Origin of the sequence: Streptomyces violaceoruber (genome assembly GCF_033406955.1) — a bacterium.
Classification (GTDB): domain Bacteria; phylum Actinomycetota; class Actinomycetes; order Streptomycetales; family Streptomycetaceae; genus Streptomyces; species Streptomyces violaceoruber.
On sequence record NZ_CP137734.1, the window covers coordinates 1 to 14,696 of the forward strand.

Below are 14,696 nucleotides of genomic sequence, written 5' to 3' on the forward strand. Positions count from 1 at the left end.
AGGCCCTGGCGGAAGCGGCGGTCGTCGCGGACTGCGAGTTCCTCGGACAGCACCAGGTCGAGGAAGTCGAGATTGCCCATCTTCCCCTCGTCGGCCCGCCGGGTGTACTCGTTGATCGTTTCGGCCAGGTGGGGCAGGCCGAGCTTGTCGGCCGTATTGCGGATGCGGGTGGAGACCAGCTCGCTCAAGACGTTTCCCTCGTGCTCGGACAGGTGGTGGAGGGACGGGTGCCGGTCAGCTCGTCATAGACCGACAGCGGCCGGCAACCGATCTCGAGGCGGGTGGCCGCAGCACGGTTCAGCAGGGCATGCCGAGGTCCGACCTTCTCGCCCAGAGGACGCTCTTGGCGAGGCTGGGGCAGGACGCCGCCGGTTGTGGTGCGACGTCCTCTGCCGGTAGGCAGGCCGTCCCAGTGGGCCTCTTCGACCACGCGGACCCCGCGGCCGATCGCCCGAGGATGGGCCGCCAGCAACGTCTCGCCGCTGCTGACGGCGACGGTGGAACGCAGCATGTGCGACTTTGTGGCCCGGATCCCACCAGCTGACGCGGTCGGACCCTGCAGGCGGGCACCGAGTAGAGGTTGCCGCCGAAGGCGGCCAGGCAGTCCTTGCCGACCGGCCGTAGGTGCCGTTCAGCCACCAGATACGGGTCGGCGGCAGAGACCTGAGGGCCACGTGGTCGCAAACCGCCCGCTCTCCGATGATCTGCTGGTGAGTCCTGTGTGCCGGGGCCCGTCGCTGCGGAACCCAGGTGATGAAGGCCGCATCCATCTCCTCGACGGAGGGGAAGGACCGGCCGGACAGGACGTGGTCGCGGACGATGAGGACTTGCCCCTCGACGCGTCCCTTGCCGGTGGGCCGGTAGGCGGCCAGGACGTCGAAGTCGTAGTGGCCCGCGAAGCCGACCGCCTCCGGATGCAGCGGAACCGCCTTGCCCGGAGCGACGTGGCGGCGGACGGCGGTCTTGGTCCGGTCGTAGACGATCGTCATCGGCACTCCGCCGAAGTGCGCGAAGGCCCGGCGGTGGCAGTCGAAGAACGTCTGGAGGTCCTGGCTGGTGGTGAAGCAGCAGAACGGGTCGCGCGACTACGACAGCGTCATGTGGAACGAGTAGACCTTCGGGATGCCATGTGGGCCAGGCTCTTGCTCTCATCGCCCCAGTCGACCTGGGCCTGGGCGTCGGGGGGGACCTCGATGCGGCGGTGCATGCCCGCCAGTTCCTTCGGCGTGATGCCGAGTTCCTCGGCCATCCGGGGCCGGGCTTCCTGGACGTAGAGCTTGGTCCGCTCAGATATCGAGCGCATCCATCCCGGCATCGGCACCCTCGCGCTACCGCGTTCATCGCCCGCCGTAGGTCGCTCCGTCCCAGCAAGGATTGCCGGACCCCGACGAACGATGAGTGGGACGCCTTCCTCTCCCACTTCGAGAAGTGCAAACTCTCGCTCGGGACCTGCGCCCGGGCGTTCGGAACCTCATGCATTCACGAGCACGCTTGCGTCCGATGCCCGCTCCTTCGGCCTGAACCCTCGCAGCGAGACCGCCTGATCGAGACCGCGACAACCTGCTTGACCGGATTGCCGAAGCTCAGCGCGAGGGCTGGATCGGCGCGGTCGAGGGCCTGGAGATCAGCCTGACCGGCGCCGAGGACAAACCGGCTCAGCTCAACGAGACGCTGAAGCCCTCACCCACCCATCTGGAATGCCTGCCTTCGGCCAGATCGCCGGACGCCCCAACGACTCCTGACCACCGCACTTGGAACCCGGCAGAAATGGTTCGTCGCCTATTGCGGTGGCCGAGAGGAAAGCGAGGGCTGAGAAGCTGTCCTCATGATGGACAAGGCTGGTGGGGTTGAGGGGCAATCGGTCCACCCGGGCAAGTACTCACGTGTCGAGCGGGAGAGACGGTTCCTCCTGGCCAGCCCCCGAATCCGTCGATGGTGACCGTCACCCGTGTGATCACCGACCGGTATGTGAACGGCACTCGCTTGAGGCTGCGGCGAGCGGACTTCGCGGACGGTCGCTGCGAGCTAAAGCTCACCCAGAAAGTCCCGGTCCTGCTGTCCGGCGCCATCCAGGGTTTGATCACGAATACGTACTTGTCGCCAGCCGAGTACGACGTGCTCGCCTCGCTGCCGGCCACGATGTTGTCCAAGACGCGCTTCAGCGTGCCTCCCTTGGGCGTTGACGTCTTCGACGGCCGTCTTCAAGGTCTGGTACTCGGGGAAGCCGAGTTCACCACTGACGAGGAGATCCAGGCATTCGCGCCACCTGCCGAATGCGTGGCAGAGGTCACCGACGACGCCCGCTTCGCAGGAGGGTGTCTCGTCCAAGCCTCCCGCCAAGAGTTGCTCGGGTGGTTGGCCGAGTACGGAATCCGTCCGCAAACCTGACGGACGGGCAGTTCGGAGAAGCGGCCGCGGACAAGGCCAGGCTCATGGCAGTGGTCGACCACTACGTCAGCGTGAAACGAGCGCCCGCACCCGGCGCAACGGCCCGCTGGCCAGGCACCCAGCAGTTCGACGAAGTCCTCCTCGGGCGACGGTACCGCCTTCGGACACGGCCAGGAGTGGCAGGCAGGTGGCTGGGCGGCCCAAAGCCTACCTTCGATCTGATGCTCAACCGTCAAATAGACGCACCCGCTGAAACGTTGCTGGTAGTTCCGGCTATCACAAACTGCGGAATACCAAGGCGTTGCCGAGCTGCGGACTGGTGGTGCGCGTCAGCCCCGGGAGGACGTGGACGCGGGGTGCCAGGGTGCGTCAGCGCGCGTGGCGCGGGCGTCTGCGGCCAGACAGATTCCGTATACCGGCCGGCTGCTGGACAGGGGGCCGAGGTAGTCGTGGGCGACCATGTGGCACCAGGCCGGGAGGTCAAGCGGAGCTGCGGGGCCGGTCGCAATGACGTGGACCACGGTGACGGTAGGTCTTCGATCTGTTTGCGCAGGCGCAGCAGGAGCGTGGCGCAGAACAGTCCGGTGCCGTCGACGGTGAGGTCGGCTGGGGGGATCGGGCCGGCGGGCCTTGACGGCTAACACCGTCAGCCGTACCGTGACGCACACGGCTAACGCTGTTAGTCGCGTTGATTGATCGTCATGTGAGGGGGGACGCAGTGACTGCTGCCGCAGCCGGCACCCTGCGCGGCAATCTCCTGCCCCGGCCCCGCCGGAGAGTACAGGCAGCGCCAGTGCGCCCCTCGAGGACGTTGGTGGTCTCCGAGGGAGAGCGACCATCGCCAGCGCCCGCAGGCGCATGCTCTGCTGGGCCGAGCCCGTTCTCACCGAGCCCCGCGCAGCGCACCGCGGGCATTCGGTGCCCGGGGCTCGCTTCGTACGAGGTCTCCTCAGCCGTCCGGACAGCGACTTCCTGCTCCGGGTGGTTCACCCGCATTGAAGTCGGGCGAACGGTCCGCCGTGGCTGACCGCGCACAACAGATCATGTGCGCCGCCCGGGAATTGCTCGACGCCGAAGGGCCGGATGCGTTGTCGATGCGGCGCATCGCGGAGCGTGTTGGCATCCGGGCGCCCTCTTTGTACAAGCACTTTGCGGACAAGGCCGCTCTCGTGGCCGGGCTCCAGGCGCAGGGGTTGACCCTCCTGGCAGAGGTTCAGGAGGCCGCCGAAGCCGAGATCGGCGCCGACCCGCCCCTGCTTGTGCTCGGCTACGCCTACCGACGTCATGCGCTCGCCAGCCCGCACCTGTACCGCATCACACACGGTTGGCCGCTCGCCCGCACCGCGCTCCCTGAAGGGCTCGAAGAGCGAGCGGCGCTGCCGCTGGCCCGCGCGGTGCACGGCGACATCAATATCGCGCGTTCGTTCTGGGCATTCGCCCACGGCATGGTCATGCTCGAACTCGACGGCCGCTTTCCACCCGGCGCGGACCTGGACGTGGCCTGGCGCACCGGCTGCGAGGCGTTCACCCAGGCAATCCGGAACAGACCTCATGGAAGCACGGCATGACCGCTCTTGCCGGGGTACCCGCTCCCTGTTCCGTCGCCCGCACCGCGGGCTACGTACACGCCGCCACATGCGGAGCTGGGCTCAGAGATGTCACCTCCTCACCAGGAGTGGCCGTATGACACCCCCTACGGTCCAGGGACCTACCCGGAGCTCCGCCTCGGGTCCGGTCCGCGGCACCTGGGCCCTGTTCAGCGCATTTCTGCTGTTCTGGCTCGTGCTGGAGATGGTCAACCACGGTGGCGGGACGATTCCACTGGGAATTGCGGGCCTCTTCACTCCTGATCTGACGCTGTTCGTCGGACCGTCGGGCTCGCACGAGGCCGGGCAACTCCCCCGCGGCAGGGTGCCGGGCTACAACCTCGCCCACCGGCCGGTCGTTCCCCTCCTGTGGCTCGCCGTCTGCGTTGTACTGCCCGACCCGCCTGGCACCGCACTGTTCACCTTCGGAATCGCCTGGCTGCTGCACATCGCCCTCGACCGCGCGCTCGGCTACGGACTGCGCACCGCCGACGGCTGGCAGCGCTGAGCGACGGCCGAACTGCCCGTGCCGTCGGGCGTGCCACCTAAAACCCCTCCACGACCTCGACCAAGGCTCTCGATCATGGACCTCGCTTACCTTCCCAGCCCTTCGACCGGCGTCCTTCACCTCGGCCCCATTCCGTTGAGGGCATACGCCTTCTGCATCATCCTGGGCGTATTCGCGGCAGTCTGGCTCGGCAACCGGCGCTGGGTCGCACGCGGCGGTAAGCAGGGCGTCATTGCGGACGTCACCCTCTGGGCAGTGCCCTTCGGCCTCGTCGGTGGACGGCTGTACCACGTGTTCACCAGCCCCGAGGCGTACTTCGGCGAACGGGGCGAGCCCGTCCGAGCCCTGTACGTGTGGGAGGGCGGGCTCGGTATCTGGGGTGCCATCGCCCTGGGCGCGGTCGGCGCCTGGATCGGCTGCCGTCGCCACCGCATTCCCCTGCCCGCCTTCGCGGACGCGGTCGCCCCGGGCATCGTCCTGGCCCAGGCGATCGGCCGTTGGGGCAACTGGTTCAACCAGGAACTCTACGGTCGCCCCACCACTCTCCCCTGGGGCCTGGAGATCGACCGTGCTCACCGTCCGGCCGGCACGCTAGACATCGCGACGTACCACCCCACCTTCCTCTACGAATCCCTCTGGAACATCGGCGTCGCCGCACTGATCCTCTGGGCGGCGAAACGGTTCCCGCTCGGCCACGGCAGGACCTTCGCCCTCTACGTCGCCGCCTACACGGTCGGCCGGTTTGGGACCGAGTACCTGCGCATCGACGAGGCCCACACGTTCCTCGGATTGCGCCTGAACAACTGGACTTCTGTCCTGGTCTTCCTCGGCGCTGTCGCCTGCCTCGTCGTATCGGCCCACCGCCACCCGGGCATTGAGAATGTGGCGCGGCTACAAGGCGCGGGCACCGACAGGAGAACCGATGACCCGCGCCCGGCTGACGCCTCCGTCGGCCTCGTCTCCGGGCCTCCGGGTAACAGCGCACCCCGACGGGCGACCGAGTCCTGGAACGTCCGTAACAGATCGTGATGCGCTCGTACGGGCGGCCGGCGGTGCTGGTGTGAAGCCCAGCCCTCCAGAGCATCGCGAGGTGTACACCGTGATGAGACCTGCGGGCTCATCCCCGAGAACGTCTGAGAGCGGGGGGACCAGGTGAGCAAATTGAACGATGCGAGTAGCCGTCGACGATTCGGCCTTATCACTCGAGTGCTCGATGCGCAGGGACGATACCCGTCACTGCGGACATGTAGTTCAAGGACAACGCATTCTTGCCCCGGAGTGAAGTGGCGCCTGCAGTCGAGCGGGTCAGGCGGCGTGTCCGGGACACCCAGATAGCAGACTCTCACCTTCGCTCACTTCGTTGCCGTAGAAGTGGATGTCGAACGTTCCCTGTCCTCCCGGAATGTTGAGACGCGGGGTGCCGTACTTGCCCCACTGCTCGGCTCCACCGTGCGCCGCGAAATACCCCTGCAAGTGCGTGTTCTCCATTTTCGTTCCCGCCCGAATCTTCGTGCAACGGGCGATGGTCTCCGCAGTGAGGTCTCCGTCCGTAGTGAACATCTTGCCGCGCGCAGAACCCTGTTCACGGCACCGCAGTCGAAGCACGCCTCACCGTGGAGCCGGACGATGCTCACGCACCCCGCGATGACTACGGGCGCGGGCGGGGGGCCCGTTCGGCATCCCGGCTCCCCTCTGCTCGTACCTACGCGTCGAACAGACGGTGAGGCCCACGGGCGGCACAAGTACCCCGGCAAGGCGTAGCGGGGGTGGTTCAGTTCAAGTGGCCGCGCACCACGCGGCGAAGTTCGTGAGCGTCTCCGAGTCGGCACGCTTCAGGCGGCACGGCTCCCCCCACCGCCTTCCCGGTGCCCGACCCTGACCGGGCCGACCCGGTCCACCGCGCCTGTCCGGATGGTCGTCGCCACTCCCGTCGTCCGACTGCGGCAGGCGATCGCCGAAGAACGACGGCGAACGCGCAGGCGGGCCCGCCACCTCGCCGATTCCCGGCCCCGTTCCGGGTCGGTCACCCGAAATGACCGCCGAGACCACGGCTCAGGCGAGCCCAGGACGCGTCCCGCACAGAACCCAGCCGGTCATAGTGCTCCAGGTCGGTCGCGCCGGAATCAGGAGCTATCCCACATCCACGCCACCGAGCCCTCCGCAACGGCGGCACGCGGCTCTCCTACGGAGCCACTGCCCCTCTCACGGCCGCAGTCGGGAACACCGCGGGGACTCCGACCGCGGCGACGGCCGTCGCGAGGGCCACAGTCCTCGTGCTGCGGTCCGGGCAGGGCCCGTAGTTGCGGGTGCCTCATGATGTGGCTCTCCACCGCGTCGTCGGCAGGACCGGGCCGTCGGCCGTGTCAGTTGTTGATGTCCTCCTCGAAGTCGTTCGCGCAGGCGTCGCGCTCGCTCTGGGTGTCGGCGTGCTGAACGCAGTCGTCGAAGTCCTTGAACTCGTCCGAGTTCAAGATCGACGCGCCGATCGCGATGATCACCACGGAGGCGATGACTCCCAGCGTCCCCAGCACCGCCGCGACGATGGACATCTTGCGGTGCGGTACTCGGTCGCCTCGGGCTCTGCGGGCGCCGATGATGCCGAAAATCAGCGCCAGGAGTCCGAGCACCACCCCGCCGACGACGGTCCAGAAGAGGAGGACGGCCAGGATCGCGAGAACGAGCGCGGCGACGGCCAGTCCGTTGCTGCGTCCCGTGCCGGCTCCGGGGTGCGTCTGTGCCGCGTCGGCGGGAGTTCCAGGGTGTTCGGGGTAAGTCACGTCATCACGCTCATCTCTGGTCGCGTCGGGGACGAGTTGCCGTGCATTGCGACTGCCCCGGCGTGCGTGACGGATGCTTCCGAGGCCGTCCGCGGTCCCACAGGCCCGCGACACGGCCTGTGCGCACCAGGCGCTCACCCCGATGGGCGTGCCCGACAGTGCAGTCCGGGGCAGAACGACCGCCTGACCGCGGTCACATCAGGTACCGCGGCACCGTTTCGTTCCAAGTGCGGGAGAACACACGGCGACCCGCTTTCCAGCCGTCGAGCGTGGCGTCCACGAAGAAGCTCTGTTCGTCGCAAGGTGAGCCGGGAGTGGGTCACGACGCTGACGTCCCAGTCGTCGCGCCTGAAGTGCATGGTCCACGTCGACTCGCCACGCGCCGAGGTGAGGTCGTCGGCGGTCGCCGCGTACCGTTCGTGAGCCCCGCGGCCGACGCCGACGCCGACGCCGATGTCGTCGCAGCGGATCAGGCCCCGGCCCTCCACGATGTCCAGTTGGGCGTGTAGTCGATCAGGTTGCGCTTGACTTCCCAGCGTTCCTCTTCGGGACTGCTTCAGACACGACACTCCTTTCAAGATCGGCGGGGTGCCCGGTCACGTCCCACCCGACCTCGCGGTCATCGAGGTCACGGAGCGGCGGACTCGACGGAGTCCGGCTGGGTACCGGCCGCGTATGAGCGAAGTGGTGCAGGTGGGAGCGTGGGGATTGCTGGCCGGTTCGGCGCTGCTGCTGGGGGCGGCGATCGGTTTCGGGGTGCGGGTGTCCCAGAAGGTGATCGCGACGGTGATGGCCTTCGGTGCCGGCGTGCTCATCTCCGCGGTGTCCTACGAACTGGTCGGTGAGGCCTACGAGCAGGCGGGACTGGCACCGGCAGCGATCGGCACCGTCATCGGCGCGGCCGCCTACACGCTCGGCAACCTCTGGCTCGCCCGCCGTGGCGCCCGGCACCGCAAACGGTCCGGTCACCACACTGCGCAGGCGCAGCCGTCCGAGGCCCAACAGGGCGGCTCCGGCCTGGCGTTGGCGTTCGGGGCGCTCCTGGACGGAGTGCCGGAGTCTGCCGTGATCGGGGTGGGGCTGCTGGACGGCGGCACGGTCAGCACGGTCACGGTGGCGGCGGTGTTCATCAGTAACGTCCCGGAGGGGCTGTCGAGTTCCGCGGGCATGAAACGAGCAGGTCGCGGCACGACGTACGTCTTCGGCGTGTGGGGCGCGATCACCGCGGCCAGTACTCTGGCCGCCGTCCTCGGCTACACCGTCGTCGGCGCCTTCTCGCCCGCCGTCATAGCCGCCGTCACGGCGGTGGCGGCCGGAGCGATCCTCGCGATGATCGCCGACACCATGATCCCGGAAGCCTTCGAAGACGCCCACCTGGCCATCGGACTGGTCACGGTCAGCGGTTTCCTGGTGTCCTTCGCACTCTCCCACGTCTGAAGCCCACGTCGGTATGTCCTCGTGAGGTGCCGCCTCACCGGGCCGGTGTCGACGGGCGCGCCGGAAGGGCCTGGCCAGGTGCACGCGGGGGCGCGGCGCCGTCGGGGCCGGCCGCATCGGCCGCCTCGTCGCAGGCGGCGCGGGCCGTCGCTGCTCCTCGCGCGTTCGTGCCCGCTCAAGGAGCGCGTTCGGCCTGGCCGGTAACCGGCGACTGCATCTGAGTATCCCCTTCGGCCGGGCGCCACCGGGGGCGGTGGCGCCGCACACGATCTCCCCGGCGGGACCATGCCGTGCGCCTTCCGGCGCCGCACGCGCCGGGCGACGCCGCCCGGGACGGAGTGGACGCGCTCGTCGCGCCCCTGTCGGCCGAGAGCATGGAAGCCGCCGGCCACTTCCTGGCTACTCGGACGGCTCGACCGGTCCGTCGGCGGTCGCAGGCCGCCTCGTCCGGACCGGCTACCGGGCTACTCGCCGTGCGGGTCCGAGTAATTGAGCGTCTCGACGACCTGCTCGTAGTCGCCGCGGGCCTCCCCGTAGCGCAGGTACTTCACGCGTTCGACCTGGATCTCCCGGGCGTCGGGCTGGGTCTCGATCAGGCTCACCACCTCAGCGATGAACTCGTCGAGCGGCATGGCGTGCTCGTTGTCCTCCTGCCCGGGCAGCAGCGCCGTACGGACGGAGGGCGGCTCGAGTTCGAGAATCTTCACCGAGGTGCCGGCGAACTGGAGCCGAACGGACTCGCTGAGCAGATGGATGGCCGCCTTCGACGCGTTGTAGCTCGGCGTGACCTTGAGCGGCGTGAACGCCAGGCCGGAGGAGACGGTCATGATCGTGGCGTCGGACTGTGCTTGCAGATGCTCGACGAACGCAGCGATGAGGCGGATCGGACCGAGCACGTTCGTCGTGATCGTGGACTCGGCGGTGGCGAGGAACGAGGCGGGACGGCGCCAGTCCTCGATGTGCATCACGCCGGCCATCGTCACCAGGACGTTGAGGTCCGGATAGCCGGCGAGCACCTGCTTCGCGGCAGAGGCGATGCTCGCGGCGTCCGTGGTGTCGATCTGAACGGTGCCGATGCCCGGATGCCTGGCTGCGATCTGTTCCAGTAGCTCGGCACGTCGACCACCGACGATGACGGTGTTGCCCCTGGCCTGCCACGCGAGGGCGAGGGCGAGACCGATGCCGCTGGTGGAGCCGGGGATGAAGATGGTGTTTCCGGAGATGTTCATGCTCCGATCGTCGCCGGTTCCCGCGGGCGGGTTCAGGGAGCAGTTGTCGGGGGATCGGCGATCCCTGGCTCGCTGTCCGGCGCGGGACGATAATCGGCAGCATGGACCGTGCAGCAATGGCCGACTTCCTGCGCCACCGCCGCGAGGCGCTCCAGCCGGAGGACGTCGGCCTGTCCCCCGGTGCACGCCGGCGGGCCAGAGGTCTACGGCGTGAGGAGGTCGCGGCCCTCGCCCTGATGTCGACCGACTACTACACACGGCTGGAGCAACGGCGCGGCCCGCAGCCCAGCGAACGCATGCTGGACTCGCTCGCCCGTGCGCTGCGGCTCACCCGCGCCGAGCGCGACTACCTGTACCGCGTCGCCGGGCACAACGCGCCGGCTTCCCTGTCCGACCCGAGTCCCGTCGCGCCCGCGCTGCTGCGCGTGCTGGACCGACTCGATGACACCCCGGCGCTCATTCTCACCGAGCTGGGCGAGACCCTGGTGCAGAACAGGATGGCTGTTGCTCTGTTCGGCGACGCGTCCAGGCACACGGGGCTCGCCCGCAGCGCCGTCTACCGGTGGTTCACCGATCCCTCCGAGCGGTCGGTCTACCCCGAGAGCGACTGGGGCCGCCAAAGCCGCGCCCAGGTCGCGAACCTGCGTGCCGCCTACGGGATGCGAGGCGCGCGGTCACACGCCGGCGCGCTCGTACGGATTCTGCAGCAGTCGAACGAGGAGTTCGCCGAGCTGTGGGAACGGCACGAGGTCGCACAACGCTTCGAGGATCACAAGACACTCATCCACCCCGAAGTCGGCGCGATCGAAGTCGACTGCCAGGCGCTGTTCACCGAGGACCAGTCCCAGACACTGCTTGTCCTCACCGCTCCGCCTCGGACCGAGAGCCATGAGAAGCTGCAGCTCCTGGCCGTACTCGGGCTCCATCGGTTCACCGAAGCGGAGGACCAGGTGCGGTGATCTCGAGCGCCGTCGACCACGGGGGTCTGCATCATGGCCGGGGCGCGGATCGGCTGCGCGGCACCCGGTGACGGCTCACAGCCTCCACAGTCCCTTGCCCAGTGCCAGCATCCCGCCCGCCAGTGCCAGAGCCAGCACCAGCCACCGCGCCCGGTTCTCCGGCAGCCTGCCGGAGAACGTCCGGCCGATCATCATCCCGATGGTCAGGGCGCCCACGACCCACACCCAGCGCTCGGCGTCGAGGTGGGGCGGACCGTGCGCGGCGACGGAGAAGATGTTGACGACGACGCCGTAGAAGAACGCGTTGGGGACGAACTCGCGCACCGTCCAGCCCGCGTTGATCGCGTAGAGGGAGATCGGCGGGCCGCCGACACCGGCGGCGGAGTTCATCAACCCGCCCAGTCCCCCGGCCGCGACCGCGCCCTTCCGTCCGCGCAGGGCCGGTACGCGTGCGCCGTACATGACGAGCAGCACGGCGGCCGTGACCAGCGCGCCCATGACCGTCATGAGCACGGGCTCGGGCAAGGTCGCGGTCAGCCGGGCCCCGATCGGCACGGTGCATATCGCCGCGGTGCACAGCGGCACCATCGCCCCCACCCGCACCCGCCGCCAACCCTGGGCCAACCCGGCGAGGCAGATGATCCCGGAGGCACAGTTGGTCAGCACGACTCCTTCAGACGGCCCGAGCAGCAGCACCAGCGGGGGCACGGCGACGAGCGCGAACCCCATACCGGTCATCCACTGCAGCGACGCCCCGAACAGCACGATCCCGGCAAGCACAAGGTCATCCATCGAAGCAGTGAACCAAGCCGCCGTCGGCCGCGGGAGGACGCCGTGCCCCTTCTGGTGCGCGACCGTGGCACGGGTGGTGCCCCTCCGGGTCGGGGCCGGCGTCCGCCCCGGAGAAGCAGTTCATCCGTCGGCGATTCCCCGGAGCAGGGCGCCGAGCACCCGGTTCAGCCGTGGCTCCACCTCCACGACGGCGTGCGCGAGCCGGGGATCGCTGCGGTAGAGCATTTGGATGTGCGGTCCGGGCGTCGCCATCTGCCAGAGGGCGCCCGCCAGGCTGGTGGCCGTCGCGATGACGTCCACGGCCTGGGTCTCGTCGACACCGAGCAGTCGGCGCAGCTCCGCGCCGATACGCCCGACCTCGTCGAGAGTGGCGATCTTGAAGGACCGCACCGACTCGACGGACACGTTCCGTTCGAGGTTGAGGGGCGCCTGGGCCAGTAGGTCGCAGAACAGGGGCCTGGCTGCCAGGGTGGCGGCGAACACCTGCCCGACGGCGTCCGGTGCCGCGCCGGGAAGCTCGCGCAGTCGGGCGCACAACTCCGCGGACCATTCTTTCCAACCCTCGGCTGTGATCTTGAGGAAGATCTGTTCGCGTGTCTCGAAGTAGCGCAGGAGGGCCGACTTGTGCATGCCCACGGTCGCGGCGATGTCGGTGAGCGTGATCTCGCGGATGCCGCGCTCGGTACCGAGCTCGCGGGCCGCATCGAGGATCGCCTCTTCCCGCTGCTGCTTGGCCTGTGCGCTGCGGGCGCGCTGGAATCCGGACCCGGTCATCACATCATCATAAGGCAACCTCGTTGCATTATTAACGCAACGGTGTTTCACTAAAGGCATGGAACAACGCAAGCACAGGCAGCAGGTCTGGTTCGTCACCGGCTCCTCGCGCGGCCTCGGGCGCGCTCTGGTCACCGCCGTCCTCGACGCAGGCGACCTGGTCGTCGCCACCGCCCGCCGCCCCGAACAGCTCGACGATCTCGTACAGCGGTACGGCGACGACCGCGTCCACCCGGTCGCTCTCGACGTCACGGACGGCACCGGAGCACGGGAAGCCGTCGATGCGGCGATCAACCGCTTCGGACGCATCGACGTACTGGTCAACAACGCCGGGTACGCGAACGTGTCACCGATCGAGACCACTGACGAAGCCGACTTCCGTACGCAGTTCGAGACAAACTTCTGGGGCGTGTACAACGTCACCAGGGCCGCCCTGCCGGTACTGCGCCGCCAAGGCGCCGGCACGGTCGTGCAGATCTCGTCGGTCGGTGGGCGAGTGGGCGGATCACCCGGCATCGCGTCCTACCAGGCGGCCAAGTTCGCGGTGGACGGATTCAGCCGCGTGCTCGCCGTGGAGGCCGCGCCGTTCGGCGTACGTGTCATGGTCGTCGAGCCGAGCGGATTCGCCACCGACTGGGCCGGATCCTCCATGACGGTGCAGCCGGTGCCCGCAGAGTACGAGGAGACCGTCGGCCTCATGAACCGGCGCATGCGCCAGAGCGACGCGGGGACCGCGGGCGATCCCCGGCGCGCCGCCGCCATCATCGTCGGCGCGGCCCGACGCGACAACCCGCCGTCGCACCTCCTGCTCGGCGTCAACGCCGTGGAGATGGCGACGGAGCACTCCCGGCACCGGCTCGCGGAAGCATCCCGGTGGGAAGGCGTCAGCCGCTCCGCCGACTTCGCCGAGCCCTACCCCGCCCCGATGCCCGCCGACGAGGGAGCCGCGTAGCAGGACAGCCGCGTGGAGGGGGTCCCCGCCACCACCGTCCACAGGGACGGTCCGGAGCGGACAGCGCTCTCACCGAAACCGCACTCGGGTGTGCGTACCCACCGGGCACGTCGGGCGGCAACGCCCGAGCGGGGTACGAGACGGGCGGTCCGGGACGCACGGGCCTCCGGCTCGCGGCGTCCCGTGCGATGAGGATCAGCACGCGGGACCATCCTGGCCGCCGATGTCCAGTTCAGGGCGGTCCGTGGTGTCCTCGGGTGGCGGGGGTGGGCCAGGAAGTGGTCGAGGCGGTGGTCGCTGACGATTCCGCTGCCGGTCATCTGATCGATCGTCTGATGTTTCATCAGCGCGTACTCGATCCGCCAACCGGCGGCCTTCAGCAGCAGATCGGCACCGGACTCGGGGCTCGTCCATATGGCGTCGCGCAGGAGGCACAGGCCGGCGTCGCCATTGACCTGCCAGCGATGCTGCGTCCGTTCAAACGGTTCGGGCAGCGGACCGAGGCGAGGCGCCACCCCGGGGTACGCCTGGCTGTACTCCAGGCGCCGAAGGAGTCCTTCGTCGCCGTTCCAGGTGGTGAGGTGCTCGGACTCGGGCCGGTCGAAAGACCAGCGGGGCAGCCTGCCTTCCCAGCTTCCTGCTCCGGCGTCGTTCCAGACGAGTACGCCTCATGAGGGACGAAGGCCGGGCTGGAGTTGACCTTCGTGGGCGCGAGACGAGCCTTTGAATATGCCCGGACCTAAGAGCCCTGTCGACAATACGAGGCTGACTCGCGCCCGGCACTGCGGGCAGGAGTGTTCGGAATCAGGTGCGGTTCGTTCTGCTTGAGCTTTGAACAGGTCCTGCTACTGCGGAGCGCTCCGCCTGCGGCTATCGGCCACTTGGCTGCTCGTAGTCCGAGCCGGTTGCGCGGATGACCTCTCAGCTCTGCCCTGAGTCTTCAGCTCCGACGCGGACGGCGAGCCGCGCGGCTCACTGAGGTTGCGAACGGCTGGTGGGATGACGTGCCTTGAGCGCTTCCAGCAGGGAGCACGCGCACCCTGCACGGGCTCTGACCTGGAAAGAAGGTCGCCACGAAGGAGGGTCGGATGGAGATCACCGGTCTACCGACACCAGCATTCTGTGGGGTGGACTGGGCCGAAGACCTTGCCCGTCACACTCACCTCGCATCACGGCACATCCGCCCTGGCCGCGCGTGCCGGGAGTCAGTCCGCGCGCAGCTTGCGGCCCCACCGCGCAGCGGCCTTGCCGTCGCGGTACTCGCACAGCGGAGAGCGGACTCCGGAGCCGTATG

The 14,696-nt window shown here is 68.7% G+C and carries 16 protein-coding genes; 8 read left to right on the plus strand and 8 right to left on the minus strand.

The window, feature by feature from the left end; all coding sequences use genetic code 11:
- The 3 genes from R2E43_RS00005 to R2E43_RS39095 all read right to left on the minus strand — a co-directional run.
- On the minus strand, positions 1–188 hold a 188-nt coding region (locus tag R2E43_RS00005), incomplete at its 3' end, for an ATP-binding protein (RefSeq protein WP_332055748.1).
- Positions 185–511 carry a hypothetical protein gene (locus R2E43_RS39090; RefSeq protein ID WP_456300762.1) on the minus strand — a complete coding sequence of 109 codons (327 nt, stop codon included), beginning with the start codon at positions 509–511 and terminating at the stop codon, positions 185–187. The genes R2E43_RS00005 and R2E43_RS39090, both read right to left, overlap by 4 nt.
- 585 nt (positions 512–1,096) lie before the next feature.
- Positions 1,097–1,303, minus strand: coding sequence for a hypothetical protein (locus tag R2E43_RS39095; protein WP_193487381.1), 207 nt, complete (start codon positions 1,301–1,303; stop codon positions 1,097–1,099).
- A 629-nt stretch (positions 1,304–1,932) separates the two neighbouring features.
- Here R2E43_RS39095 and R2E43_RS00015 point away from each other — a divergent pair.
- The 4 genes from R2E43_RS00015 (at position 1,933) to lgt (ending at position 5,511) form a co-directional block, all read left to right on the plus strand.
- Entirely contained in the window at positions 1,933–2,388 is a 456-nt protein-coding gene (locus tag R2E43_RS00015; protein WP_332055749.1) for a CYTH domain-containing protein, read from the plus strand.
- Between the two features lie 995 nt (positions 2,389–3,383).
- Complete coding sequence (locus R2E43_RS00020) at positions 3,384–3,956, plus strand: TetR/AcrR family transcriptional regulator (protein WP_189285410.1); 573 nt, start codon at positions 3,384–3,386, stop codon at positions 3,954–3,956.
- A gap of 115 nt (positions 3,957–4,071) precedes the next feature.
- Positions 4,072–4,482, plus strand: coding sequence for a DUF4260 family protein (locus R2E43_RS00025; protein ID WP_189285409.1), 411 nt, complete (start codon positions 4,072–4,074; stop codon positions 4,480–4,482).
- 75 nt (positions 4,483–4,557) lie between these two features.
- Entirely contained in the window at positions 4,558–5,511 is a 954-nt protein-coding gene (gene lgt, locus R2E43_RS00030) for a prolipoprotein diacylglyceryl transferase (protein ID WP_189285408.1), read from the plus strand.
- 276 nt (positions 5,512–5,787) lie between these two features.
- On the opposite strand, the gene R2E43_RS00035 is transcribed toward lgt, so the two are convergent.
- Both R2E43_RS00035 and R2E43_RS00040 read right to left on the minus strand, forming a co-directional pair.
- The gene (locus R2E43_RS00035; RefSeq protein WP_259332929.1) at positions 5,788–5,970 is read right to left on the minus strand and encodes a hypothetical protein; all 183 of its coding nucleotides are present in this window, start codon (positions 5,968–5,970) and stop codon (positions 5,788–5,790) included.
- 875 nt (positions 5,971–6,845) lie between these two features.
- On the minus strand, positions 6,846–7,259 hold the full coding sequence (locus R2E43_RS00040) for a hypothetical protein (RefSeq protein WP_011031939.1): 414 nt from the start codon (positions 7,257–7,259) through the stop codon (positions 6,846–6,848).
- Between the two features lie 675 nt (positions 7,260–7,934).
- On the opposite strand from R2E43_RS00040, the gene R2E43_RS00045 reads away from it, so the two are divergent.
- Positions 7,935–8,696, plus strand: a complete 762-nt coding sequence (locus R2E43_RS00045) for a ZIP family metal transporter (protein ID WP_332055750.1) — start codon at positions 7,935–7,937, stop codon at positions 8,694–8,696.
- Between the two features lie 464 nt (positions 8,697–9,160).
- Here the strand turns inward: R2E43_RS00045 and R2E43_RS00050 are convergent, their stop codons facing one another.
- Complete coding sequence (locus R2E43_RS00050) at positions 9,161–9,925, minus strand: SDR family oxidoreductase (RefSeq protein ID WP_319130596.1); 765 nt, start codon at positions 9,923–9,925, stop codon at positions 9,161–9,163.
- Positions 9,926–10,026: 101 nt separating this feature from the next.
- On the opposite strand from R2E43_RS00050, the gene R2E43_RS00055 reads away from it, so the two are divergent.
- Positions 10,027–10,884 carry a helix-turn-helix transcriptional regulator gene (locus tag R2E43_RS00055; protein ID WP_037665931.1) on the plus strand — a complete coding sequence of 286 codons (858 nt, stop codon included), beginning with the start codon at positions 10,027–10,029 and terminating at the stop codon, positions 10,882–10,884.
- Positions 10,885–10,959: 75 nt separating this feature from the next.
- Here the strand turns inward: R2E43_RS00055 and R2E43_RS00060 are convergent, their stop codons facing one another.
- Both R2E43_RS00060 and R2E43_RS00065 read right to left on the minus strand, forming a co-directional pair.
- Positions 10,960–11,676 carry a sulfite exporter TauE/SafE family protein gene (locus R2E43_RS00060; protein ID WP_319130598.1) on the minus strand — a complete coding sequence of 239 codons (717 nt, stop codon included), beginning with the start codon at positions 11,674–11,676 and terminating at the stop codon, positions 10,960–10,962.
- A 120-nt stretch (positions 11,677–11,796) separates the two neighbouring features.
- Positions 11,797–12,450, minus strand: a complete 654-nt coding sequence (locus R2E43_RS00065; protein WP_319130599.1) for a TetR/AcrR family transcriptional regulator — start codon at positions 12,448–12,450, stop codon at positions 11,797–11,799.
- A gap of 58 nt (positions 12,451–12,508) precedes the next feature.
- Between R2E43_RS00065 and R2E43_RS00070 the strand changes: the two genes are divergently transcribed.
- The gene (locus R2E43_RS00070) at positions 12,509–13,402 is read left to right on the plus strand and encodes an SDR family NAD(P)-dependent oxidoreductase (RefSeq protein ID WP_093457780.1); all 894 of its coding nucleotides are present in this window, start codon (positions 12,509–12,511) and stop codon (positions 13,400–13,402) included.
- Between the two features lie 266 nt (positions 13,403–13,668).
- Positions 13,669–14,076: a hypothetical protein gene (locus R2E43_RS00075; protein ID WP_173668793.1), complete on the plus strand. Its 408-nt coding sequence runs from the start codon at positions 13,669–13,671 to the stop codon at positions 14,074–14,076.
- Positions 14,077–14,696: the final 620 nt, after the last annotated feature.

Coding starts and splice junctions, on each gene's coding strand:
- R2E43_RS00065 (WP_319130599.1), bottom strand. CDS start 12,450: ATGACCGGGTCCGGATTCCAGCGCGCCCGCAGCGCACAGGCCAAGCAG.
- R2E43_RS00050 (WP_319130596.1), bottom strand. CDS start 9,925: ATGAACATCTCCGGAAACACCATCTTCATCCCCGGCTCCACCAGCGGC.
- R2E43_RS00025 (WP_189285409.1), top strand. CDS start 4,072: ATGACACCCCCTACGGTCCAGGGACCTACCCGGAGCTCCGCCTCGGGT.
- R2E43_RS00045 (WP_332055750.1), top strand. CDS start 7,935: ATGAGCGAAGTGGTGCAGGTGGGAGCGTGGGGATTGCTGGCCGGTTCG.
- lgt (WP_189285408.1), top strand. CDS start 4,558: ATGGACCTCGCTTACCTTCCCAGCCCTTCGACCGGCGTCCTTCACCTC.
- R2E43_RS00015 (WP_332055749.1), top strand. CDS start 1,933: ATGGTGACCGTCACCCGTGTGATCACCGACCGGTATGTGAACGGCACT.
- R2E43_RS00060 (WP_319130598.1), bottom strand. CDS start 11,676: ATGGATGACCTTGTGCTTGCCGGGATCGTGCTGTTCGGGGCGTCGCTG.
- R2E43_RS00035 (WP_259332929.1), bottom strand. CDS start 5,970: ATGGAGAACACGCACTTGCAGGGGTATTTCGCGGCGCACGGTGGAGCC.
- R2E43_RS39090 (WP_456300762.1), bottom strand. CDS start 511: ATGCTGCGTTCCACCGTCGCCGTCAGCAGCGGCGAGACGTTGCTGGCG.
- R2E43_RS00070 (WP_093457780.1), top strand. CDS start 12,509: ATGGAACAACGCAAGCACAGGCAGCAGGTCTGGTTCGTCACCGGCTCC.
- R2E43_RS39095 (WP_193487381.1), bottom strand. CDS start 1,303: ATGCGCTCGATATCTGAGCGGACCAAGCTCTACGTCCAGGAAGCCCGG.
- R2E43_RS00055 (WP_037665931.1), top strand. CDS start 10,027: ATGGACCGTGCAGCAATGGCCGACTTCCTGCGCCACCGCCGCGAGGCG.